Here is a 24,015-nt window from a genome sequence, read left to right on the forward strand (position 1 = left end):
CCTTAAAATAAAACAGGCGGCTCAGCGGCGCAGCTGGCCGAGCCGGTAGGCCTGGGCAAGCAGTTCGGCGGCCACGGCGACGGCGATGATTGCGGGCTCTTTGCCGGTAATGCCGGATGCGCCGATCGGGCAAACCAGCTCTTGAATACGGGCACTGGGCAGACCGCGTTGTTGTAAGCGCCGCTCAAACTGGCGGCGCTTGGTCTGCGAACCGATCAGGCCGACGTAGGCGGTATCGGTGCGTCGCAGAATTTGCTGGCACAGCTTCAGATCCAGGGCGTGGCTGTGAGTCATGACCAGAAAGTAGCTGCCGGGCGCGGCTTGTTCGATCAGGGCATCGGGAATGTCCGTGGCCTCGATGCTGACATTATCGGGCCAGCGATTCGGAAATGCCGCTTCCCGTTCGTCTATCCATTGCACTGTGCAAGGCAGGGTGCCCAGCACATTGATCAGGGCCTCGCCAACATGGCCTGCGCCAAACAGCAAGATGTTCAGGGGGGCGGGTGGCCAGTCCTCCAGCCATTGCGTCTGATCCGCGCGGCGTTCCAAGTGTGAGCCAGCACAGGAGTGTAACCGGATCTGCACCTGTCGTTCACCCGCCGGCAGCAAAAGGGAGCGGCGGCTGGCGGCCTGGCCAGTTTGCAGTGCTTTGTTCAGGGGTTCCAGCCAGACCAGATCAGCCGGTTCCAGCACCTCGTGCAGCAGCGTGACCGCGCCGCCGCAGCATTGACCCAGACTGGGGCCCAGCGGCAGACGCGCCAGAGACCAGGCTGGCGCATTGTCTTGCTTCAGCAGGGCGCGCGCTTGTTCGGCAGCTACCCATTCCAGATGGCCGCCTCCTATGGTCAGCCATTGCCCGGTCAAGCTGAACAGCATGGCGGTGCCGGTAGCGCGCGGGGTCGAGCCTTGCGCCTGGGCGACCGAACACAGCACCAGCCGCTCGCCGGCTTGCAGGCGGGGCAGCGCAATCCCCGGCCAGTTGTTCATTGTCCCTGGCGCAACCCGGTCACGGCGCGCAGAATGGCTTCAGGGGTGGCGGGGGCATGGAGTTGCGGCTCCAGGCGGTAGTCGGCCACGCTGGCGATGGCATCGCGTATGGCGTTAAAGACGCTGAAGGGCAACAGCAGCGGCGGTTCGCCTACGGCTTTGGAGCGATGAATGGAATCGACGCTATTGCGGTTGTCGAACAGTCGCACGCGAAAATCCGTGGGGCAATCGCTGATAGCTGGAATTTTGTAGGTGGACGGCGCATGCGTGCTGAGTTTGCCTTGGGCATTCCAGACCAGCTCTTCGCTGGTCAGCCAGCCCATACCCTGGATGAAAGCCCCCTCGACCTGGCCTATGTCCAGAGCCGGGTTGATGGAGCGGCCTACATCGTGCAGCACATCGGCGCGCAACAGGCGCGATTCGCCTGTCAGGGTGTCGATAATGACTTCGGCCACGGCAGCGCCGTACGAAAAATAGTAGAAAGGGTGGCCTTTCATGGATTTGGAGTCCCAGTGCAGGCCGGGTGTGGCGTAGAAACCGTCGGACCATAGCTGCACGCGTGCCTGGTAGGCGCGTTCGACCAACTCAAAAAAGGGCAGTGTCTGGTCGGCCACATATACCTGTCCCTGGCCCAGGCGCACCTCGTGTTCGGCAACTTGGAATACCTGGGCGGCCACGCCCACCAGGCGCTGGCGGATCTGGGAGGCGGCGTCCTGGGCAGCCTTGCCGTTCAGATCGGTGCCAGTGGAGGCGGCAGTAGCCGAGGTGTTGGCGATTTTGCTGGTATCGGTGGCCGTAACGCGCACCTGATCCAGATTCAGGCCCAGTTCGTGCGCCACGACCTGGGCCACTTTGGTGTTCAGGCCCTGGCCCATCTCGGTGCCGCCATGATTCACCAGTACTGTGCCGTCGCGGTATACATGCACCAGCGCCCCTGCCTGATTGAAGGCCGGCACATTAAAGGAAATGCCGAATTTGACCGGCGTCAGCGCCAGTCCTTTTTTGAGCACGGGGCTGGCGGCATTAAAGGCCCGAATCTGGCGGCGGCGTTCGCGGTAGTCGCTGCTGGCCTCCAGCTCGTCGACCAGCTCGTGGATGATATTGTCCTGGACCACTTGATCGTACGGAGTGACATTGCGCTCGTGCTTGCCATAGAAGTTCAAGCGGCGCACATCCAGCGGATCTTTGCCCAGGCGGCGGGCGATGGCATCCAAGGCCACCTCCATCATCAATGCGCCTTGCGGGCCGCCGAAACCGCGAAATGCCGTGTTGGACTGGGTGTTGGTGCGGCCGCACAGCGCGCTCATCTGCACGTCGGACAGGTAGTAGGCGTTGTCGAAGTGGCAGATGGCGCGGGTGGCGACAGGGCCGGACAGATCGGCCGAATATCCGGCGTTGGCCGTCATGTCCAGGCGCGCGCCCAGCAGTCGGCCCTGATCGTCATATCCAATGTCGTATTCGTAGTAAAAGCCGTGGCGCTTGCCGGTAATCATGAAGTCATCGTCCCGGTCCAGGCGCAGCTTGACGGGGCGTTGCAGTTGTACCGCGCAGATGCTGGACAGGCAGGCATAGAGGGCTGACTGGGACTCTTTGCCGCCAAAACCGCCGCCCATGCGCCGACATTCCACCAGCACCTTGTGCGCGCCCACGCCCAGCGCATGGGCAATCAGCTGCTGCATTTCGGACGGGTGTTGGGTGGAGCACCAGACATGCACCGCGCCATGCTCTTTGGGCACGGCGTAGGATATCTGGCCTTCCAGGTAGAACTGCTCCTGGCCATTGCACTCGAAGGTGCCTTGCAGGCGGTGCGGAGCCGATAGCAGGGCTTGCCGGGCATTGCCCTGAGTCAATTGCATCGGCGGCAGTACGCCGGCCTGTGCCTGTTTGGCCTGTTGCGGTGTCAGGATGGCGGGCAGTTCTTCGTAGTCGATCTGGCCCAGGCGGGCGGCGCGACGTGCCAGATCGTGCGAGGCGGCGACCACGGCGAAAACAGGCTGACCCACGTAGTACACGGTGCCATCGGCCAGAATGGGGTCATCGTGAATGATAGGGCCGCAATTGTTTTCGGCCGGTATATCGTTGGCTGTCAGCACGGCGATGACGCCCGGTGCGCGGCGCACCGCGTCCAGGTCTACCTTCAGCAGTCGTGCATGGGCTTTCTGGGACAGGCCCAGCGCGGCGTGCAGCGTGCCGTGCAATTCGGGAATGTCGTCGGTGTAGGTCGCGGTGCCGGTCACATGCAGTTCGGCCGATTCGTGCAGAAAGGATACGCCCACACGGTCGGGCGAAGGCTGGCCGGTCAGTTCTTTGGCGTCGACTTTCATGGCTGGGCCTCCTGGCGGACCTGTGGGCGGGCAAAGACGCTTAGCTGGTCCGGGCGCAAGGGGGTGTCCGGGCGCGTCTCCAGGTAGAAACGGTACAGCAGATTGGCCGCCGTCTGGCTGCGGTACTGGCTGCTGGCGCGCATGTCGCTAAGTGGCTGGTAGTCTTGTTGCAAGGCTTGCATGGCCGCTTGCACACTGTTTTCGTCCCAGGGCTGGCCGTGCAGCGCCAGTTCCGCGTGGGCCGCCCGCTTGGGTGTGGCGGCCATGCCGCCGAACGCGATGCGTGCCTGACGCACTCGCGTGCCATCCAGCTCGATGGCAAACGCGGCGCACACGGCCGAAATGTCCTGATCAAAACGCTTGGACAGCTTGTAGGTGCGCAACTGCCAGCCGCTCTTGTTGCGCGGCACCAGCAGGCCTTGTACGAACTCGCCCGGCTCCATGGCGGTTTTCTGGTAGGCCAGATACAGATCCTCCAGCGGCAGAATGCGTACGCGTTCGCCTTTGCGCAGCATGACGCGGGTGCGCAGGGCGATCAAGGCCGGCATGGAGTCGCCGATGGGCGAACCGTTGGCCACGTTGCCGCCCAGTGTTCCGGCATTGCGGATGGGGAAGGAGGCAAAACGCTGGCGCAGCTCGGTCAGTTCGGGGTGATCGTTGAGCAGGGCGTCGAAGGCATCGTTCAGCAGCACGCCGGCACCGATGTACAGATCATCCTGGCCGGTGGGGGCCAGTTCGCGCAGTTCGGCCACGCGACCGATATAAATCAGGTGCGGCAGATTACGGAATTGCTTGGTCACCCACAGGCCGATATCGGTGCTGCCGGCCAGGATGCGGGCCTGGGGAAACTGTTCACGCAGGTGCGCCAGTTCGTCCAGTGTGCGCGGCGCATGGAAGGTCTGGTCCTGGTGCCGGTAGGCCAGCATTGGGCCGGACTGGATGGCGCGCAGTTGTTTTTCCACGGCGTCGCGGTCAAAGTGCGCCCTCGGGTACCGGTGCATGGCCTGGGCGGCGTCGATAATGGGGCGGTAGCCGGTGCAGCGGCACAGATTGCCGGACAGCACATCGTCGATTTGAGCGCGTGTCGGGGGCGGCGCATCCTGCGGATGCGACAGGTAAAGTCCCCATAGCGACATGATAAAACCGGGCGTGCAAAAACCGCACTGGGCACCGTGCAGGTCGACCATGGCTTGCTGCACTGGGTGCAGGCTGCCGTCGGCCTGGCGCAGATCTTCGACGGTGTACAGCACTTTGCCGTCCAAAGTGGGCAGTAATTGAATGCAGGCATTGACGGCGCGCAGTTGCAGGCGTTGGTCGCCATCCAGTTCGCCCACCATGACGGTACAGGCACCGCAATCGCCTTCGGCGCAGCCTTCTTTGGTGCCGGTGCAGTGCAGATCCTCGCGTATATACTGTAGAACGGTTTGCGTGGCGGGGCTCTGGGTCACCTCTTGCACCTGACCGCGATAAATAAAACGAATGGGTCTTGTCTCCATGGTCTCGCTCGACTGTTTTTTTACCTGTTCAAGATAGCACTTGTCTTGGGCGCGGACATTTGTCTGGGATGATGTTTACTATTTTTCTCCCTGGTTCGCTCCGTCGCAACTGCCATGATGGCGGAGGACACGATTTACGCCATGCCAAAACTACGAGAACAATTGGATATTCATTTATTGAAGGTTCTGCAGTCGCTGCTTAAAGAACATAGCGTGTCGCGGACCGCCATTCGGCTGGGCATGTCCCAGCCGGCCGTCAGTAATGCCTTGCGACGGTTAAGGGAGATCACGGGCGACGCTATTTTGCTGCGCGGCAAAAAGGGCATGGTGCCGACCGAACGCGGCCAGGAGTTGCTGCGCAACGCCTCTGAAGCCTTGCAGGCCATCGAGCGCATTTCGGCTCTTGCCCAGGCACACGATCCGGCGCAGTCTACCCGTGTGTTCAATCTGGGCGCGCCCGACTATCTGGACGGTTCATTCATTCCCGATATTGCCGAGCGGGTGCGTCGGCAGGCGCCGCAGGCCCGGTTGGTAGTGCATGCCATCAGCCCCGATCTGGATTATGTCCAGGCACTGGAGGAAGGCGAGCTGGACGTGGTCATCGGCAACTGGCTGGAGCCGCCCGAAAAGTTGCATCTGGCGCGTTTGTTCGACGATGAGGTCGTCTGTATGCTGGGGCACCAGCATCCTTTGGCCCAGCGGGGGTTGTCATTGCAACATTATCTGGACATGCCGCATCTGGCACCGTCTGTCCATGTGTCCGAGAAGCAGGGGTTTATTGATGGCTGTCTGGCCGAGCAGGGCATCAGCCGCCTCGTGCAGATGGTGGTGCCGTATTTCGGCATCGTGCCTGGAATACTGTGTCGCACCGATATGGTGTTCACCACCAACCGTCAGTTTGCGGAGTATTATGCGCGTTTGCTGCCGATTGCCGTACTGCCCTGTCCGGTCAACTTGCCGCCTATGCGTTTTTATCAACTTTGGCACCCGCGCACGCAGCATGCGGCCGAGCTGCTGTGGTTTCGGCGTTGCATTGCGGATGCGGCGGCCCGCCTGGGCGGCGCGGCTTTATCCGGCAGCGCAGGAGAAGAATCAAAATGAGTCTGCAGATCGATCTAAACTGCGATATGGGCGAGAGCTTCGGGGCGTGGACGATGGGCCACGATCAGCAGGTGATGCCTTGGGTGTCGTCGGTCAATATTGCCTGTGGTTTTCATGCCGGCGATCCGGCCACCATGCGGCGCACCGTGGCCCTGGCCCTTGAACACGGCGTGCGTATCGGCGCGCATCCCGGCTTGCCCGACCTGGTGGGGTTTGGCCGTCGGGTCATGGCAATCAGTCCCCAGGAAGCCTATGACCTTGTCGTGGTGCAGGTGGGGGCGCTGGCGGCCGTGGCGCGCTCGCAAGGCGCTGCGCTGCATCATGTCAAGGCGCATGGTGCCTTGTATAACATGGCTGCCCGCGATGCAGGGTTGGCGCAGGCCATTGCGCAGGCTGTGGCCGATGTGGATGGCAGCCTGGTTTTGTATGCCCTGGCGGGCAGTGTGCAGGCACAAATCGGCCGGCAGGCGGGCCTGGCGGTTGCCCAGGAAGTGTTTGCGGATCGCAGCTACCAGTCAGACGGCAGTCTGACGCCGCGCCAGCAGCCCGGTGCCATGATTACCGATATACAGCAATCCGTGGATCAGGTCTTGCAGATGGTGGAACAGGGGCGGGTGACGTGTCTGACGGGCGAGTCGATCGCCTTGCAGGCCGATACACTGTGTCTACATGGCGATCAGCCTGGCGCAACTGACTTTGCCCGCCACTTGCATGCCGCTTTTCAGGAACGCGGCATACGTGTGCAGGCAGTCTGATCAGGACGTTTTGCGCTTTTGTATCAGATAGATGGCCAGGCCAAAGACCAGGCCCCAGAAGGCGCTGCCTATGTTCAGCAAGCTCATGCCCGATGCAGTGGTCAGGAAGGTGACCAAGGCGGCATCGCGCGTATCCGGAGATTCCAGGGCCATGTGTATGCTGTTGCCGATGGTGCCCAGCAGCGCCAGGCCGGCAATGGCGGCAATCAGTTCGGTGGGGAAGGCGGCGAACAGACTGACCACCGTAGCGCCAAAAATACCTGCCGCCAGGTAAAACAGTCCTGCCCAGACGCTGGCTCTGTAGCGCTGGCGTGGGTCCGGGTCCGCCTCCGGAGTCATGCACAGGGCGGCGCTGATGGCGGCCAGATTGTAGGCATAGCCGCCGAAGGGCCCCAGAATCAGTCCGACGATGCCGGTCCAGCTGATGATGACCGAGTTGGGGGCTTCGTAGTTGTGTGCTTTCAGCACCGCCACGCCGGGTACGTTCTGTGAGCTCATGGTGACGATGAAAAAAGGAATGCCCACGCCCAGTAGCGCTGTCCAGGAAAATTGCGGCCAGGTCAATACAGGCGTGGCTGGCGTCCAGCTGAGGGCCTGCACATTGAGCAAGCCTTGCAGGGCGGCAATGCCGATGCCGCACAACAGGGCCAAGGGTACCGCGTAGCGGGCGAACCATTGGCGCGCCAGCAGAAATACCGCGAACATGGCAACGCACATCAGCCATTGGGTCTGCATGGCACCGAACAGATCCAGGCCAAAGCGCAGCAAAATACCGCCCAGCATGGCGGCGGCAATGCTGCGCGGCATGTAGTGCATCAGTTTTTGAAAGCTGCCCGTCAGGCCGCATAACGTGGTCAGCAATGACGAAAACAAGAAGATGCCGATGGCCTGCGACATGGGCAGGCCGGCCAGGCCGGTGGCCAGCAAAGCCGCGCCGGGCGTTGACCAGGCGGTCAGAATGGGGATTTTGTAGCGCAGCGACAAGCCGCAGGACAGACAACCCAGGCCTATGCCCAGGGCCCACATCCAGGAACCCAGCTCAGCCGTGCTGGCACCGGCCGCTTGGGCGGCCTGAAACACGATGGCCGCTGAACTGGTGTAGCCCACCAGCACCGCGATCAGTCCGGCAGACATGTGGGAAATCTGGAACCAGCCCAGCAGGCGGAGCAAGGGAGCAAGACTGGAAGACGACGAGAAGGACATGGCGGCGTAAGTTCTAGGGTTGGCCGTGCAGGTGCGCAGGCGTCTGGTGGAGGTAGCGACTGGGTGTGCTGCCTAGAATGGACTTGAATACAGCAATAAAGGCGCTGGTCGATCCGTAGCCCAGCTCTTGTGCCGTGCTTTTGACCGGCATGCCCGAGGTCAGCTTTTGCAGGGCCAGCATCATCATCAGCTGATGACGCCAGCGCCCGAAGGTCATGCCTGTGTGTTTTAGCATATGTCGGGCCAGGGTGCGTTCGCTCATGGCAACATGGCTGGCCCATTGCGCCATGCTGATGCGCTTGTGGGGTGCCGCCAGCATCTGGCGGGCGATGTGTTGCAAGGTAGGGTCTTCAGGCAGTGGCACGTGCAATTGTCGGGCGGGCATGTCGGCCAGCGTATCCAGCAGCACCTGCACCAGACGATGCGTGGAACTGTCGGCCGGGTAGTCCCGTTCCAGGCTGCTCAGGTGCATGATCATCTCGCGCAGCATGGGGCTGATCTCCAGCGTGCAGCAGTGATCGGGCAGTGCGCCGGCCCCCGGCTCGATGAACAGAAAATGAATCAAGGCATTGGCGGCGGCATGGTTGCAGTGCCGTATGCCGCCGGGAACCCAGACGGCGCAGCCGGGCGGCACCATCCAGTAGCCGTCGTCGGCCTGAAAGGTGACCGCGCCATGCTGGGTCATGATGAGCTGGCCCTTGCGGTGCGTGTGCAGCGGCACTTCTTCAGGGCAACCGCCTATATCTACCTTGATACTGAAGGCCGGGCAGCCGTAGGAGTCGGGGTCGAAGTTCATGCTGTCTGTTTTCGGATATAAATTGGCATAATATCGTGATTACGTCGACTGAAAAACCGGCTAGAGTGTAGGCATCCTGAAAAACATGCCCCTCTTTATGTCCCGTCTTGCTTTTTTTCTGCCGTCCCGACCGATGCTGGTTCTGCTGGGCGTTTTATTGATTGCCGCCAATCTGCGTGCGCCTGTCACGGGTATCGCCCCGCTGTTGGAATTGATTCAGGCGGATCTGTCCCTAAACGCCACGGCGGCTGGCCTGTTGACGGCCATGCCTTTGTTTATTTTTGCCGTGGTGTCTTTGCTGTCGGCGGCGTTGGCCCGCGCCGTGGGCCTGTTCCGTTCCTTGTTTCTGGCGGCGGTGTTGATTCTGGCCGGTGTGTTGCTGCGTGTGTTGGGCGGCACTATCGCGCTGTTTCTAGGCATGGGGCTGCTGGCGATGGGAATTGCTATTGCCAATGTTTTGCTGCCGTCCTTGGTCAAGCAGCAGTTTCCGCAGCGCATCGCCTTTGTCACCTCTTTGTATGTTCTGGTGATGGGGCTGGTGGCAGCGCTTAATTCCGCTGTTGCCGTGCCTTTGGCCGAGCTGGCGGGGCAGAGCTGGCGTTGGTCATCCCTTGCCATCGGCGTGATTGCCCTGGCCAGCGTGCTGATCTGGCTGACTCAGCTGGGGGCGGATTCTCGCCAGACACCGCCGGATTCGGCCAAGCCCGCGACTGTGTCCGGGTCGGTTTGGCGGCTGCCTCTTGCCTGGCACATTACCTTGTACATGGGCTTGAACTCGGTGGTGTATTACATGATTGCCAGCTGGTTACCGGCGATGCTGGTCAGTTACGGCTTCGATCCCGAGCAGGCCGGTCAGATACACGGCTTAATGCAGTTGTGCTCAGCGGTACCCGGTCTGGTGTTGCTGCCATTGCTCAACCGTCTGCAGGATCAGCGACCCGTGGCGTTTGCGGGTGCCGCTTTGCAGACACTGACGATGCTGGGCTTGTTGCTGTTGCCTTCGTGGTCGTTGCTTTGGTCCTTGTTGTTCGGCTTTGGCAGCGGCAGCGTATTTATTGTTGCTTTGTCTTTGATCGGCTTGCGCTCGGCCTCGGCCCAGCAGGCAGCGTCTTTGTCAGGCATGGCGCAGTGTGTCGGCTATTTGCTGGCTGCCTGCGGGCCGCCGCTGATTGGTGCTTTGCACGATGTGTTCGGCGATTGGGCATGGGCCTTGGGCCTGTGCCTGTTGGTAACATTGGGCATGATATGGGCTGGCGTGCTGGCCGCGCGGCCAGCACACCGTGTCTGATCGCATCGGTTTCAGTGTTGATGTGGCGTGGTCATGGCCAAGCGCATCGACCAGGCATGAATGCCTAATCCGCCCAGCGCCAGCAGTGCGCCCACCCAGGCGGTCGAGGTCCAGCCCAGGCCTGCCGATACGGTCAGGCCGCCCAGCCATGCGCCCAAGGCATTAGCCAGATTGAAGGCCGAATGATTCAAGGCGGCGGCCAGCGTCTGGGCGTCGCCGGCCACATCCATCAGGCGTATCTGCAAAGCCGGCCCCAAGGCGACCAATGTGCCGATCAATACGATGTTCAGCGGGCCTAGAACAGGGCTATGCGCGGTCAGCATGAACAGCAGCAGCACACCGGCGGCCCAGATCAACACCATGCGTATGCTGCGGTCCAGATAGCGGTCGGCGTAACGCGCGCCCACCAGGTTGCCGATGATCATGCCTGCTCCGAACAAAGCCATGACGACGGGGATGGCGCTGGCCGACAGGCCCGCCAGTTCCATCAGGGTGGGTTTTACATAGCTGAATACCGAAAACATGCCGCCAAAGCCGATGGCTCCTATGCCCAGGGTCAGCCAGACTTGCTTGCGTTTCAGCGCCCCTAGCTCTCGCCAGGGGCTGGCCAGTGTGTTGGCAGGCATGAAAGGCACGAAACGTAGCACCAGAGCCATAGCCAGCACGGCGATCAGACTGACAAAGACGAATGCGGCGCGCCAGCCCAGCCATTGACCCAGGCCGGTGGCCAGCGGTACCCCGGCCAGCGTGGCGACGGTCAAGCCCAGCATGACATAGGCGACGGCCTGGGCCCGTTTGTGTGGGGGCACCAGGCTGGCAGCCACCAACGAGGCCACGCCAAAGTAAGTGCCGTGCGGAAAACCGGCCAGAAAACGGGCCAGCAGCACGGGCAGGTACCCTGGGACCAGGACAGTGAGCAGATTGCCGGCGGCATAGGCCCCCATTAGCGCAATCAGCAATCTGCGCCAGGGCCAGCGCGCACCGGCAACGGCCAACAGCGGAGCGCCGATGACCACGCCCAGCGCATAGGCGCTGATCAGGTGTCCGGCAGCCGGAATGTCGATGTCCAGATCGCGGGCCACATCGGGCAGCAGCCCCATGATGACGAACTCTCCGGTGCCGATGGAGAAACCGCCGACACCTAGTGCCAGCAGAGCCAGCAGAATCTGTCGGGAGGAGCGTTGTAGGCGGTTGTTGGAAGGGGGCATGGTGCAAGCCAGAAAGGGCGACCGTACCGGGCCGCGCCGAATGATGAAAAGCCGGTATTGTCGCGCACTCGCATCATTTGTCTCAAGGGAAAACCCTAGGTTAAATCTGATTTTATTTTCATATATGAATATTTTTTGGCAATTAAGCGTGTTTTGTACTAGGCAATACCACGGTTTTTGTTCAATGCCTAGATCATTTTATTGAATCAACTTATGCAGACACTTTTTTCTGTTTTATATAAAATGCAGATGTTGGATATGCGTATATGTCCAATCATTTTCCTGTGGTAGCTTTCCCCTGGTTTCCCTTAAAGAAATCAGGGGTTTTTTTTATTCTTTTTTCTATAATCATCAATTATCAGTGAATTGATGATCGAGCTAAAAAGCAGCTTTGATCAGGTCCGGGCGTATACTGGTGCAGGCCGGGTTTATTTGATTCAAGCATTTTTTCAAGGCGAAAGCCATGCTGACCGACCCTCTCTTCTATCTGGCCGGTGTGCCGGCCGTGCTGTTGCTGGGCATATCCAAAGGCGGATTTGGCGGTGGCCTGGGGGGCTTTAGCCTGCCTTTGCTCTTGCTGGTCATGCCGCCGATGCAGGCGGCTGCAATTATGCTGCCCTTGCTGTGTCTGGCTGACTTTACTGGCTTGAAGGCGTATTTTGGAAAGTGGGACTGGTCTAATTTGCGCATCATCCTGCCAGGAGCGGTCATTGGCACGGCATTAGGTTGGTGGACCTTCGATGTGTTTGAGTCTGCGCATATTCTGCTTTTGATCGGCGTGATTTCTGTCGGCTATGCCTGTTTGAATATCCGCCGTCGCGCAGCAGGAGCCAATCGGGCGCTATCGAAAAACTGGCTTAAAGGCGGATTCTGGTCCACCTTGTCAGGCTTTACCAGTTTTGTTTCGCACGCCGGCGGGCCGCCCTTGCAGATCTATCTTTTGCCGCAGCGCCTGAATAAAGAAACGTATATTGCCACCACCAATATTTTTTTCTTGTTGATCAACTTAATGAAACTGCCGCCGTATTACTGGCTCGGACAGTTCAGTCCGGCCAATCTATGGCTTTGTCTGGCATTGGCTCCCTGGGTGCCGATAGGCGTTTATCTGGGGGTGTATCTGCAACGCCGGGTACAGACCGATGTTTTTTATGGTTTGTTGCAGTTCTTTCTGTTGTTGACCGGATTGTGGCTGATCTACAAGGGCTGGCAGGGCTTGTCATAATGGTCGCTGCGCTAGAATGCATAGGCGTCGGATCACAGGAGAAATGCCATGAAAGTCGCACTGGGCCAAATGGCCGTTTCCAAGGATGTGCAGGAAAACCTGGATTGTTGCCTGAGCCTGATCGAGCAGGCCACGCGCGCCGGTGCGCAGTTGCTGGTTTTGCCCGAAGGCGTGCTGGCCCGCAACGTGGCTGATCCGGAGCTGGTGCTCAAGTCTGCCCAAGCGCTGGATGGCGATTTCGTCACGCGCCTGAGCGCTGCCACCCGGGATACCGACCTGACGGTGGTATTTTGCATCCATACGCCAGCCGGGCCGGGCAAGGTTTGGAATACGTTGGTTGTGCTGCACGACGGACAAGTGTTAGCGCACTATCACAAGCTGCATCTGTACGATGCGTTCTCGGTCAAAGAGTCGACCTATGTGCAGCCTGGCCAGGATGTGCCAGCCTTGATCGAGGTGGCCGGCCTGAAAGTCGGGCTGATGACCTGTTACGATCTGCGCTTTCCCGAACTGGCGCGGCGTTTGAGCATCGATGGTGCACAGGTGCTGCTGGCTCCGTCGGCCTGGTTGAAAGGTCCGCTCAAGGAACACCACTGGCGGGTTTTGACGACGGCGCGCGCCTTGGAAAACACGGCCTATGTGGTGGCGGTGGGCGAATGTGGAGAGCGCAATATCGGTCAGAGCCTGGTTGTGGACCCATTGGGGGTGATCGTGGCCCAGGCGGCCGAGACGCCGACTCTGTTGCTGGTGGATCTGGATAGGGAGCGGCTGGCTTATGCTCGGCGCATCCTGCCTGTGCTGGATAACCGGCGCTTTCAGACCCCGCAGTTGGCGGTATCGTAAATAACCTGCCTGATCGGTTCAGGACAGGTACAAGGAGATCATCGTATGGTGGAACTTGTCATCAATCAGCGGCAGCACAGCATCGGTGCTTTCGAGGTCGGGCGCGTGCTCCCTTTTCGCCAGCGCCGCATGGTCGGCCCCTTCATTTTCTTTGACCGCATGGGGCCGCAGGAATTGGCCGGTCCTGTCGGTCGACATGCCGATGTGCGTCCGCATCCGCATATCGGCATTTCCACCGTGACGTATTTGTTCGAGGGCAGCATCACCCATAGGGACAGCCTGGGCGTGGAGCAGGATATTACGCCGGGAGCCCTGAACTGGATGACGGCCGGTTCGGGCATCAGTCATTCGGAGCGCTTTGATCCCATCCGCCAGCAGGGCGGGCGCATGGACGGCATACAGGCCTGGGTGGCGCTGCCGGACAACAAGGAAGAGCAGGCTCCGGCTTTTGTGCATTATTCATCCCAAAGTCTGCCTTTGATCCACGAAGCCGGTCTGCAAGGTCGCCTGATTGCCGGTTCGGCCTTGGGCTTGACCAGTCCCGTGCATGTTGATTCGCCACTGTTTTACATCGAACTGCGTGCCCAGGCCGGACATTCCGTGCCGCTGCCTGGTGGCCACGAGGAGCGCGCCATCTATATCTGTAGCGGCGGGCTGGAGGTGGCGGGCCAGCGCTACGAGGCCGGTCAGATGCTGGTGTTTGCCCGGGGCGATGCGCCGCGTATCGTGGCGTTGCTGGATAGTCACTTGATGCTGTTGGGTGGCGAACCAGTCGGACCGCGCCACATCTGGTGGAATTTTGTGTCCTCGCGCAAGGAACGGATCGAGCAGGCCAAGGACGATTGGCAGAATGGCCGTATCGCACTGCCGCCGCAGGACGACCAGGAATTCATTCCTTTGCCCCAGAACTAAGGGCGGGTGCTGCGGAAATAGCCGATCGCTTTTTCCTGTTCAGGGGGCGCACGCATTAGCGGGTTCGCGGTTGCTCAAGCACACGGGATTCTTTGACGTACCTTTGTTTGGTTCTTCAAAAAATCCCGTGCGCCAATTCCTCCAGTCGATGAGGAATTGGCTTTTTGAAGACGTCGTTCAAGACGCAGCACGCTCGGACGGAGCTGATGGCTTGCCGGCGCTGCGCGCCGGTGCCCTGGTCGGGCCACATGGCCGGGCGCGTCGTTAACTCCGGCGGGTTGCTTGTCCACCGGACAAGCAACAAGCGCCGCCGTCAAACAGAACGACGCTTGCACTCCGTCCCCGTGCCCCGCCTGCGGCAAGCCATCCGACCCGCCCCGTCCGAGCGTGCTGCGCCTTGAACGGCTCAAAACATCGATGACATCGCCCCGGCTATACATAGTCATACCCAACAGACCATTAAGCGGATGGCTGATATCGTGTACGACGTATACGGACGTCCTGCCACTTGGGCCAAGCACAGCGGTGCCGTTCTCGCCAGGTCGGCCACAGAGGGCGAAGGACCCCGCCAAGCCGACCCGCTGTGGCCGACCTGGCGAGAACCCGAGTTTCTGTCCGTTTGGCCCAAAGGCCTGCCCATTGCGAAGGAATCCCCGAAATCTCTCGAAGAACCAAAAAAAGCCCTGGAACCAAGTCCAGGGCCGGGAAGGCTTGCGCGTCAGGGCTGGTGGATTTGCCTGTAGTCTGCCTGAAGCGGCAGAACGGTTTTTTAATGCGACGGCAAGCCGGGCGGGCGACAAGGTCGCTCTCGCTGTACACAACAGAGGGCGATTGTACGGACAGGCCATCCCGGCGGCCGTGATGACCTGTCTGCCGGCAGGGCTATTGCCGCTGACGGTTTGAGCGCGGCGGCTATTAATCGCGGGCGGGAATGTTCAGGCCGCGCTGCACAGCGGGACGATTGACAAAGGCCTGCAAGACGCGGGCGACGTTGTCGAAGTCCTTAAATTGCACCAGTTCGCCGGCATCGTAAAAGCCGATCAGGTTACGCACCCACGGAAACAGCGCAATGTCGGCAATGGAGTATTCCTGCCCCATCATCCAGTCTTTGCCTTCCAGATGCCGATCCATGACGCCCAGCAGGCGGCGTGATTCGGCGACATAACGGTCGCGTGGACGTTTGTCTTCGTAGTCTTTACCGGCAAATTTATGGAAAAAGCCTAATTGGCCGAACATGGGGCCGGCTCCGCCCATCTGGAACATCAGCCATTGCAGCGCCTGGTAGCGGCCTGCGGGGTCCTGGGGCAACAACTGGCCGGTTTTCTCGGCCAGGTAGATCAGGATGGCGCCGGATTCAAACAGCGCCAGGGGACGGCCGTCGGGGCCGTTGGGGTCCAGGATCGCGGGAATCTTGTTGTTGGCGCTGAGCGAAATGAACTCGGGGCTGAGCTGTTCGTTGCGCTCGAAGCTGACCAGATGCGGCTCGTAGGGCAAGCCTACTTCTTCCAGCATGATTGAGACTTTGACGCCATTGGGGGTGGGCAGAGAGTACAACTGCAGGCGTTCGGGATGCTGCGCAGGCCATTTGCGCGTGATGGGGAAAGAGGACAGGTCGTGGTTCATGGCTTCCTTGGGATGGCGTAGGTGTCAGGCCTTCTATAGTAGCAAGTCGGTTTTGCGGCGGCGCAGCGGCACAAGCAGTTCACGCAAGCCATTGTGGTCCAGTTCATGAGCCAGGGCCAGTAATTGCCCTAGTCGTCCGGGGGGAAAGCCTTCTCGCGCAAACCAGTTCAGGTAGTGGCCGGGCAGGTCCGCCAGCATGCGGCCTTTGTACTTGCCGTAAGGCATGGGTGTATCGAGTAGTGCTTGCAGATCCTTGCCGGGCTCGTTCATGGGGCGTGATCAAAAAAGGAAGAGAGACGGATTATGGCATGGTGCGGCACGCCTGCTTTTTGGCGTCTAAACCGCGCCTCTGTAAATGGTTTCAAATAAAACGCATAAAACACATAAAAGCAATAAACTGCAATAATTCAAATCAAACGCAAGATATTGAAATAAAAGAAAATTATTGTTTGTTTGAATGGCGTTGCTCACTTTGTCCTGCTGGGCGCGGAACAGAGCGCTTTTCCTTGTTCAGTTTGTTGGAATATGGCCTGAAAGGCTTGGCTAGAGTCCCTTTACGTTTCTTGACATGTGGACATTGTGATGCCGTCTTTCAAAGGTACCTCTCTTCGTTCGGCCGTTTTGCTGGCCCTGCTGACTCTGACCGCTTGCGGAGGTGGAGGTGGTGGCGGCGGGAGCGGTACGCACGATACTTGGCAGCCGCCATTGGTCCGCCCGCCTGGGGGGCAGGGAGAGGGGATTCAGGGACAGCTCGACCCCGATCCACCTGCGCCGGATGTGCCCCCTGCCGAATCGGCGGGCGCCAATCGCAGCTTTGTGTCCGGATGGAGTCAGGGCCACGATGGCAGCGGTGTGCGAGTGGGCTTGGTCGATGCGGGGATCAACCCCGATCATGCTGCGCTGTCCGGGCGCATCGACAGCTATGCGGTGTTTAATAACCAGGGCCAGGTGGCGGGTGCAACGGCCCAGGCCGATACTGCCCAGCACGGCGCGCGCGTGGCCCAGGTCATTGTGGGCAATGGTTTTGCCGGCAGTCAGAGCGGGTATGCGCCTGGCGTCAGTCTGCAAGCGCGTCAGATCGGGCAGTTGGAGAGCGTGTCGGTATCGGCCGGTTTGTTGGCCATGCGCGATCTGCAGGCTCAGGGCGTGCAGATCGTCAACAATAGCTGGAATGTGGCCCCCTTGGCGGCACCGACTCCGGAGCTGGTACGCAGCCGGCAGGCATTCAATTTAAAAACCTATCAGGATCTGGTGCAGGGCGGCATGCTGATTGTGCAGGCTGTCGGCAATAACGCCCAGAGCCAGCCTGGAGCCTTGTCTTTACTGCCGCTGGCCGATCCAGCCTTGCAAAGCGGAGTGATAGCCGTGACCGGCGTGCATGAACAGGCCGATGGTCACGTCAGCTTGCCGGCTTCGGCCAATGCTTGTGGTGCGGCCAGTGCCTGGTGCCTGGCTGCGCCGTTTGCCTTTCGGGTGGCGATTACGACAGGGGAAAACTATGCCTTGCTGAATGATCGCGGAACCTCGTTTGCTGCGCCGGCTGTAACGGCGGTGGCGGCGGCCATCAAGCAGAAATATCCCTGGATGAGCAATGACAATTTGCGCACGACCTTGTTGACGACGGCCAGCGATATTGGCGCGCCGGGTGTGGACGAGTTGTTCGGCTGGGGGCGTCTGGATGCAGCCAAGGCGATGAACGGGCCGGCCCAGTTGGCATTTGGCGATATGCGTGCCGATGTCACGCCAGGTCACTACGTGTTCAGCAATCCCATTTCGGGTGCGGGTGGGTTGATCAAGCAGGGAGCAGGAACGCTGGAGCTGACAGGCCGGAACAGTTATAGCGGCGCAACACAGATCGAGCAGGGCGAATTGCGGGTGAGCGGTACTTTGCGCTCTGCCGTCCGGGTCGGGCCGGCAGGCATACTTGGCGGGCAAGGAAGCACGGGTTCGGTCATCAACCAGGGCACGGTGCATAGCCACGGAGCCGGCCTGACGGTGCAGGGTGATTACAGTCAGGGTGCCGCAGCCGTGCTGGATGCCCAGTGGGGCAGTGTATTGGCCGTGCGCGGCAAAGCCGAGCTGGACGGCACCTTGCGTCTTTCGGGGCAGCGGGTAGGTTTTGTCGGTCAGGCGGGACAATGGATACCTGTATTGACGGCGGCCCAGGTGCAGGGTCGATTCAGCCAGATCCAGGATCAGGGATCGGTCTTGCTCAGTCAGGATGTGCTGTACCGACCTGGTGGCGTGGACTTGCATTATCAGGCGCGCCCGGCCAGCGGTTTGATGGCGGCGCGCGCGGATGGGCCGGCCGCCGATATCGTGCTGCGCAGCGCCCAGTCGTTTGACGCCGTGGTGGCCGGCCTGAGTGCGCCGTCCGATGACATAGGGAGCACGGCGTCGGTGCAGCAGGCGCGTCAAGCCACCGGGCGCATTCAGCACATGACGCGTAGCGGCCAGGATCTGGCCGATGTCCTGTACTCGCTCAGCGGGGCGACCTATGCCAATGCACTGGCACTGGCGGCGCGCCAGTATCGCGCACATGGCGAGCTGTTCATGAACCAACTGGCCGTGCCGGTGGGGATGGATGCCTTGTCCTTCCGTGTCTGGGCCGCGCAGTCCCGACACGATGCGCGCTGGCGTCCCCAGGAGTTGGATGGGCGCTTGAAGGCCGATGACACGCAAATTGGTATCAGCCACCGTCTGGACAATCGCTGGACCTTGGGGGCGGCTCTAGGGCGCCAATCGATGCGCTGGTCCGAGGCCTTGACGGCGCAATCGCAAACACAGTCCAGTACGGTGCGCAGTGAATCGCTGATCGCCGGGGCGGCTTGGCAGAACGAACAGGGTTGGCGGGTGCAGGGCGCGTTGGGTTACCAGCATCTGCGCCAGCACGCGCGCCGCTGGGTGGGGACTGGTCAGGACGGGGAGGCGGCGCGCGGCGACGGACGGGGACGTGCCTGGTCGATCAGCGCGTCCGCGGCGCGCCGCTGGAGTCTGGGGACATCCTGGAGTGTGACCCCTTCATTGGGTTTGGGCTGGCAGCATGTACGTCAGAACGCTCTTCAGGAAGAAGGCGGCGTGTTCAGCCTGGCTCTGGGGCCGGTGGCGCGTTCGCTGTGGACCGCCAGGGCCGGCGTAAAAACGGTCTACGATTTTCAGAGCCTGGGCCGCCCGGCGCGTCTGTCGGCCGCAGTCACCTACGAGCGCGACCTGGGCGGCAATGCGTTCGCCTATCAGGCCAGTTATCAGGGAGTGCCCGGCCAGCGTTTCGAGCAGCAAGGCGTGGCGCTGGGCCGTGATCGGATCAATACGCAACTGCGGGTGGATTGGCAGATCGGCGCGCGCACGGACCTGGGCCTGGGCGTGCAGACCCATCATGGTAAGGATTGGAACAGTATGGATCTGGGCGTGCAATTGGGGGTGCGCTTCTAGCGGATCGCAGCCGCGTTGAAAATCGCGGCTGCCAGCCGGGCAGACTTGATGGATAATCGCTGTCTTGTTGCTGGCTTGCGCCAGATTGATTCAAGCAAGGACGCTGACATGGTTGAACTCAAGAATGTATCGAAGTGGTATGGCCAGTTCCAGGCGCTGGCCCAGTGCAGCGTGCAGGTGCAAAAAGGCGAGGTGGTGGTGTTTTGCGGTCCCTCGGGCTCGGGCAAGTCCACCTTGATCAAAACCATCAATGGCCTGGAAGATATCCAGGAGGGCGAGATCCTGTTCAATGGCCAGTCGATTCATGCTCCTGGGCAGGATATGTCGGCTCTGCGCACGAAGATCGGCATGGTGTTTCAGCACTTCGAGCTGTTCCCGCACTTGAGCGTGCTGGAGAATCTATGCATTGCACAGGTCAAAGTGCTGGGCAGGACACCCGCCCAGGCCGAACAAAAGGCCCTGGCTCTGCTGGAGCGGGTAGGTCTGCGTGATCATGCCGATAAGCATCCGGCGCAGTTGTCGGGCGGTCAGCAGCAACGCGTGGCGATTGCGCGCGCTTTGTCGATGGACCCGCAGATCATGTTGTTTGACGAACCGACCTCGGCGCTGGACCCGGAGATGGTCAACGAGGTGCTGGCCGTGATGATCGAGCTGGCCCAAGAGGGTATGACCATGCTGGTGGTGACCCACGAGATGGGCTTTGCCCGAAAGGTCGCTGACAGGGTGGTGTTCATGGATCAGGGCCGTATCGTGGAAGTATCTGACAAAGACAGTTTTTTTAGTCAGCCGACATCAGAGCGCGCCCGGGATTTTCTGAGAAAAATCATTCACTGACATTTCTGTATTCGTCGTCTCGCCTGCCGGCGCGGGCGGGCGAGACGAACACCGCGATCAGCGCAGGTGCCGGTCAAAAAACGCCAACGTGCGCTGTTGTGCCAGTTCGTAGGACGGCGCGTGGAAATCGGCGCGTTGCTGGCAGCCGAAACCGTGACCGGCTTCTGGGTATTCGTAGATTTCGGCCTGCGGCTGGGCGCTGCGTATGGTTTGCACGGCGCTGGCGGGGATAGAGTGGTCCTGCTGGCCGAAGTGCATTTGCACAGGGATGCGTGGCGTCAGGTGCGCCGCCTGGGCGATCTGGCTGCCATACCAGCAACTGGCGGCCTGCAGGCCGTCCAGCTTGCAGGCCGCCTGCCAGCTCAAGGAGCCGCCCCAGCAGTAGCCCACAATGCCGATGTGTTCCAGATCCAGTGTCTGGATGCAGCTTTGCAGATCCAGCAGGGTCTGCTCCACAGGAATGGCATTGCGCAGTTCCAGCCCGCGCTGGACACCCTGGGCGGTGTAGTCCAATTCCACCCCTCGTTCGCGACGGTCAAACAGGGCGGGCGCGATGACTCGGTAGCCTTGCTGCGCAAAGCGATCGCAGGTGTCACGTATCTGCGCATTGACGCCGAAAATCTCTTGCAGAACGATCAGGCCGCGCCTGGCCTGATCGTCGCCGGTGACATAGGTCTGGAAGGCGTGTCCGTCTGCGCTGTTCAGCGATGCATTCATGGTTTGTTTTTTCCTGTGTGCTGCTCGATCCGGTGATCGGCACCGCTCGTGGATATCGTCGGCTCCGTGCCGCTCCAGTCGACCCGCTGGCCTATGCCGGCGATGGTCAAGGTGCTGGGGCCGCGCAGATCGAGCTCAAGGGCATGACCTTCGCCGTCAATCTCGATGGCCGCCAGCGGCGCGCCTTGCACAGCGCTTTGTATGCGGTGCCCGCTACCGCTGACGATCAGCCCGCCGACCGAGGCGGCGCTGATCTTTTGCTCGATCCCGCCTATATCCAGCGCGTTTGCCCGTTCCAGCGTGATGACATGCTCTGAACCAGCCACATCCACGCGGCCGCATGGGCCGGTCAGCTGTAGCTTGTTGGCATTGCCGCTGATGTTGATGTCCCGGCCCTGACAGGGAATGGTGCGCTGGACGTTAATGCCGTCCAGTTCCAAGGCGTTTGCCTGGGCGGTGCCGACCGCCATGCCCGAGAGCAGGGCGCACAGTAAAACAGTTCGCATAATGATCGCTATTCCTTTGGGTGGTTGAATGCGGGATGCACTGATTGTGAGGCTACGGGATTGTCGCATAGCCGCTGGCAGGCTTTGTATCGATCGGTGTCTTTTCCGTCGGCGGGCGTTGTACACTTTGCAGCGGCCGCTTGCGCACCCGGGGTAGTAGCCGGTTCACACACGTCAGGCCGGCTTGGTTTTCCGATGGTGGGTGGCGTACGTTGACGGAGCTGTAATGCGTGAAGTCTTGATGGATGGTCTGTTCTGGACCATGGTGATGCCCTGGACCTTGTTCATCGGGCTTTTTCTGGTGCCCAGGCGTCCGGTCTGGTTGCGGCGTTATGCCTTTCCGGGGTTTTTCTTTGCTCTGGGCCTGGCGCTGATTGCGCTGGTGGCGGTGGGGGTGGGCATATTCAGCCTGGTGCTGGGGCTGATCGCCTTGTGGGTCGTCTACGAGCGGCCACGTGTGGCGACTTAAAAAAAACCGCAGTCAGTTCTGCCTGAACGCTTATGCCGGATGCGTATCGCGGCCTAAGAGGGGCATGCCTGTCTGCGGTTTTATCCGACTCAAGTATGGCGCTTATTGCACCGCGTCTCCATAGCGGGCCGCCACATTGCGTTCACCGATGGCCAGGCCCGTGGTCATGCCCAGACCTGTGTGCATGACCGTCACTTGTGTGGTGGGGTCTGCCTGCAGCACCGAGAACGGTGCCGGTCCTTTGGCACCGTACACGCCTTGCCAGCGCTGCAGAACCTGGACGCGGCAGCCCAGCACGGTCTGGGCCAGATCCAGCATCAACTGGTCGGTTTCTTCCTGATTGAACGGGCTGGCTTGCTGACCGTAGTCGTGCGAGTCGCCGATGATCAGGTCGCCCTCCGGGGTTGGGCTGATCAGCAGGTGTATGCCTTGGTCCAGTAATGTGCCGTGGCGCTGCTGCACCTGTTCGCGCAAGGTCTGGGCCAGCGGCAGATCGCTGAAGGCACCGTAGTGCAGGCAGGACAGCCCGGTCAGCAAAGGACGATCCAGTTGCCAGCCGGCATCGACGGCGCGCACCTTGAGCATTTGCAGGCGGGTGACTGAAGGCTTGACGGTTGCCAGCAGTTCGCGGTGCAGGCTGACGTAGTCGTGGCCGGGGCAGACATAGATGCTGTCTGCGCTGAAATTGCCCAGATTGCTCTGGACCCGACCTTCCTGCGCGATGTGGACATGGGCGTTGGTGTAGACCGTGACACCCATAGCCTGCAGGCTGGCGGTGATGGCCGGCAAGGCATCGCGCGAATAGATCTGCAGATCGTCCATGCCTTGCAGCGCGCCGTGGTGGTGCGCCAGCCTACCTTCAAACAGTCCGGCCAGTTCACGGCCATTCAGCAGGCGACAGGCGACCCCCAGCTTCTGGGCGCGGTCCTGGGCGAAGTCGGCCAGCACGTCCATTTCCAGCTGATTGCGCGCCAGCACCAGCGAACCATTGCTGCGCACATGAAAGCCGGCCTGGGCGGCCAGAGCCAGCCATAGCGGGTGGCTTTCGCGTGCCAGCTCCATCATGATGCCCGGTGCCTGGCCGGTAACCAGCACCTGGCCGAAGTTGCGTATGGTGGCACCCTGGGCCTGGTGGCTGCGTTCAAATACAGCCACATTCAGTTTGCGGCGGGCAGCCGCCCAGGCATGAGCCATGCCCAGGATGCCGCCCCCCACGATGATGACATCGTAGTGTTGAGTCATGATTACTTCTTCTTGGCTTCCGATTTGCCGTCGTAACGCTTGGTCCATTCCTGGATGATGCGTTCACGGTTTTCGGCGGCCCACACGAAGTTATTGTCGATCAGGCGCTTGTTCAGATCGGCAGGCAGGTGCGGGTTGGCCGTGGCGATGGCCGGAATGGCCAGCACGGCGAAGTTGCTCTTGTACAGGTGGTTGGCTTCTTCGCTGGCGGAGAAGTCAGCCAGTTTCTGTGCGGCTTCCAGGTTCTTGGTGCCTTTCATGATGCCGGTGGCTTCGATTTCCCAGCCCAGACCTTCTTTGGGGAACACCAGTTCCAGAGGGGCACCTTCTTCTTTCAGGCGGGCACCGCGGTAGTCAAAGGATACGCCGATGGCGTATTCACCGGCGGCGGCCATATTGCAAGGCTTGGAACCCGAGTGGGTGTAAGCACCGATGTTTTTGTGCAGACCGTCCATGAAGGCCCAGCCTTTTTCTTCGCCAAACAGTTGCAGCCAGGCGCTGACGTCCAGAAAGCCGGTGCCCGAGGAAGCGGGGTTAGGCATGACGATCTTGCCGGCGTAGACAGGTTTGGTCAGGTCTTCCCAGGAGGTAGGCATGGGCAGCTTTTGCTTTTCCATTTCCACCGTGTTCACGCACAGGGCGGCGGCAAAGCCGTTCATGCCGACCCAACTGGGCGGATTGTTGCCATCGCGCATTTTGGCGTCGATTTTTTCCAGCCCTTTGGGGGCGTAGGGCTGCAGCATGCCCTGGCTGGCCATCAGGCCCAGCGAGGAACCGGCCAGACCCCAGATGGCGTCAGCCTTGGGGTTGTTCTTTTCGGCCAGCAGCTTGGCGGTGATGATGCCGGTGGAATCGCGCACCCACTGGATCTTGATGTCGGGATTGGCTTTCTCGAAGGCGGCCTGGTAGGCCTTCAACTGGTCGGCTTCCAGAGCGGTGTAGACCGTCAGCGTTGTGGCGGCCTGGGCCAGGGAGGCAGCGCCCATCAGAGCGGCGGTCAGGGAAGTCAAAACAATGGTTTTCATGCGGATAGCTCCGTTGTGTCGGAAAAGGGTCA

21 protein-coding genes are annotated in these 24,015 nt (G+C 60.7%); 9 read left to right on the forward strand and 12 right to left on the reverse strand.

Features of this window, described 5'->3' with window-relative positions; translation table 11 throughout:
* Positions 1-21: 21 nt before the first annotated feature.
* The 3 genes from xdhC to xdhA are packed head-to-tail and all read right to left on the reverse strand — an operon-like array spanning position 22 to position 4,807.
* Positions 22-987 (reverse strand): xanthine dehydrogenase accessory protein XdhC, encoded by a 966-nt coding sequence (gene xdhC, locus AADW57_RS07425; protein WP_341669415.1) that lies wholly within the window; start codon positions 985-987, stop codon positions 22-24.
* On the reverse strand, positions 984-3,311 hold the full coding sequence (xdhB, locus tag AADW57_RS07430; RefSeq protein ID WP_341669416.1) for a xanthine dehydrogenase molybdopterin binding subunit: 2,328 nt from the start codon (positions 3,309-3,311) through the stop codon (positions 984-986). Before xdhB ends, xdhC begins: the two co-directional genes overlap by 4 nt.
* Positions 3,308-4,807, reverse strand: a complete 1,500-nt coding sequence (gene xdhA / locus AADW57_RS07435) for a xanthine dehydrogenase small subunit (RefSeq protein WP_341669417.1) — start codon at positions 4,805-4,807, stop codon at positions 3,308-3,310. The genes xdhB and xdhA overlap by 4 nt, the downstream gene beginning before the upstream one ends.
* A gap of 141 nt (positions 4,808-4,948) precedes the next feature.
* On the opposite strand from xdhA, the gene AADW57_RS07440 reads away from it, so the two are divergent.
* Entirely contained in the window at positions 4,949-5,908 is a 960-nt protein-coding gene (locus AADW57_RS07440) for a LysR family transcriptional regulator (protein WP_341669418.1), read from the forward strand.
* Positions 5,905-6,663: a LamB/YcsF family protein gene (locus AADW57_RS07445; protein ID WP_341669419.1), complete on the forward strand. Its 759-nt coding sequence runs from the start codon at positions 5,905-5,907 to the stop codon at positions 6,661-6,663. Before AADW57_RS07440 ends, AADW57_RS07445 begins: the two co-directional genes overlap by 4 nt.
* Here AADW57_RS07445 and AADW57_RS07450 read toward each other — a convergent pair whose 3' ends face one another.
* Complete coding sequence (locus AADW57_RS07450) at positions 6,664-7,866, reverse strand: benzoate/H(+) symporter BenE family transporter (RefSeq protein WP_341669420.1); 1,203 nt, start codon at positions 7,864-7,866, stop codon at positions 6,664-6,666.
* Between the two features lie 13 nt (positions 7,867-7,879).
* Positions 7,880-8,662, reverse strand: a complete 783-nt coding sequence (locus AADW57_RS07455) for an AraC family transcriptional regulator (RefSeq protein WP_341669421.1) — start codon at positions 8,660-8,662, stop codon at positions 7,880-7,882.
* Positions 8,663-8,759: 97 nt separating this feature from the next.
* Here AADW57_RS07455 and AADW57_RS07460 point away from each other — a divergent pair, with 97 nt between their 5' ends.
* Complete coding sequence (locus AADW57_RS07460; RefSeq protein WP_341669422.1) at positions 8,760-9,950, forward strand: MFS transporter; 1,191 nt, start codon at positions 8,760-8,762, stop codon at positions 9,948-9,950.
* Between the two features lie 11 nt (positions 9,951-9,961).
* Here the strand turns inward: AADW57_RS07460 and AADW57_RS07465 are convergent, their stop codons facing one another.
* Positions 9,962-11,158 carry an MFS transporter gene (locus tag AADW57_RS07465; protein WP_341669423.1) on the reverse strand — a complete coding sequence of 399 codons (1,197 nt, stop codon included), beginning with the start codon at positions 11,156-11,158 and terminating at the stop codon, positions 9,962-9,964.
* Positions 11,159-11,621: 463 nt separating this feature from the next.
* On the opposite strand from AADW57_RS07465, the gene AADW57_RS07470 reads away from it, so the two are divergent.
* The 3 genes from AADW57_RS07470 to AADW57_RS07480 are packed head-to-tail and all read left to right on the forward strand — an operon-like array spanning position 11,622 to position 14,135.
* Complete coding sequence (locus AADW57_RS07470) at positions 11,622-12,380, forward strand: sulfite exporter TauE/SafE family protein (protein WP_341669424.1); 759 nt, start codon at positions 11,622-11,624, stop codon at positions 12,378-12,380.
* Positions 12,381-12,428: 48 nt separating this feature from the next.
* A complete protein-coding gene (locus tag AADW57_RS07475; RefSeq protein ID WP_341669425.1) occupies positions 12,429-13,223 on the forward strand; it encodes a deaminated glutathione amidase in 795 nt (264 codons plus the stop codon).
* 45 nt (positions 13,224-13,268) lie between these two features.
* Positions 13,269-14,135 carry a pirin family protein gene (locus tag AADW57_RS07480; protein WP_341669426.1) on the forward strand — a complete coding sequence of 289 codons (867 nt, stop codon included), beginning with the start codon at positions 13,269-13,271 and terminating at the stop codon, positions 14,133-14,135.
* 915 nt (positions 14,136-15,050) lie between these two features.
* On the opposite strand, the gene AADW57_RS07485 is transcribed toward AADW57_RS07480, so the two are convergent.
* Positions 15,051-15,758 carry a glutathione binding-like protein gene (locus tag AADW57_RS07485; protein ID WP_341669427.1) on the reverse strand — a complete coding sequence of 236 codons (708 nt, stop codon included), beginning with the start codon at positions 15,756-15,758 and terminating at the stop codon, positions 15,051-15,053.
* Between the two features lie 33 nt (positions 15,759-15,791).
* Positions 15,792-16,028 carry a DUF3820 family protein gene (locus AADW57_RS07490; protein ID WP_341669428.1) on the reverse strand — a complete coding sequence of 79 codons (237 nt, stop codon included), beginning with the start codon at positions 16,026-16,028 and terminating at the stop codon, positions 15,792-15,794.
* Positions 16,029-16,340: 312 nt separating this feature from the next.
* On the opposite strand from AADW57_RS07490, the gene AADW57_RS07495 reads away from it, so the two are divergent.
* Positions 16,341-19,190, forward strand: coding sequence for a S8 family serine peptidase (locus AADW57_RS07495; protein ID WP_341669429.1), 2,850 nt, complete (start codon positions 16,341-16,343; stop codon positions 19,188-19,190).
* A gap of 108 nt (positions 19,191-19,298) precedes the next feature.
* Positions 19,299-20,024, forward strand: coding sequence for an amino acid ABC transporter ATP-binding protein (locus tag AADW57_RS07500; RefSeq protein ID WP_341669430.1), 726 nt, complete (start codon positions 19,299-19,301; stop codon positions 20,022-20,024).
* A gap of 57 nt (positions 20,025-20,081) precedes the next feature.
* On the opposite strand, the gene AADW57_RS07505 is transcribed toward AADW57_RS07500, so the two are convergent.
* Positions 20,082-20,741, reverse strand: coding sequence for a dienelactone hydrolase family protein (locus tag AADW57_RS07505; protein WP_341669431.1), 660 nt, complete (start codon positions 20,739-20,741; stop codon positions 20,082-20,084).
* Positions 20,738-21,247: a DUF3060 domain-containing protein gene (locus tag AADW57_RS07510; protein WP_341669432.1), complete on the reverse strand. Its 510-nt coding sequence runs from the start codon at positions 21,245-21,247 to the stop codon at positions 20,738-20,740. The genes AADW57_RS07505 and AADW57_RS07510 overlap by 4 nt, the downstream gene beginning before the upstream one ends.
* 226 nt (positions 21,248-21,473) lie before the next feature.
* Here AADW57_RS07510 and AADW57_RS07515 point away from each other — a divergent pair, with 226 nt between their 5' ends.
* Complete coding sequence (locus AADW57_RS07515) at positions 21,474-21,716, forward strand: hypothetical protein (protein WP_341669433.1); 243 nt, start codon at positions 21,474-21,476, stop codon at positions 21,714-21,716.
* Positions 21,717-21,818: 102 nt separating this feature from the next.
* Here AADW57_RS07515 and AADW57_RS07520 read toward each other — a convergent pair whose 3' ends face one another.
* Positions 21,819-22,958 (reverse strand): TIGR03364 family FAD-dependent oxidoreductase, encoded by a 1,140-nt coding sequence (locus tag AADW57_RS07520; protein ID WP_341669434.1) that lies wholly within the window; start codon positions 22,956-22,958, stop codon positions 21,819-21,821.
* Between the two features lie 2 nt (positions 22,959-22,960).
* Positions 22,961-23,983, reverse strand: coding sequence for a putative 2-aminoethylphosphonate ABC transporter substrate-binding protein (locus AADW57_RS07525; protein ID WP_341669435.1), 1,023 nt, complete (start codon positions 23,981-23,983; stop codon positions 22,961-22,963).
* Positions 23,984-24,015: the final 32 nt, after the last annotated feature.

This window comes from Alcaligenes sp. SDU_A2 (genome assembly GCF_038237375.1).
Classification (GTDB): Bacteria; Pseudomonadota; Gammaproteobacteria; order Burkholderiales; family Burkholderiaceae_B; genus Alcaligenes.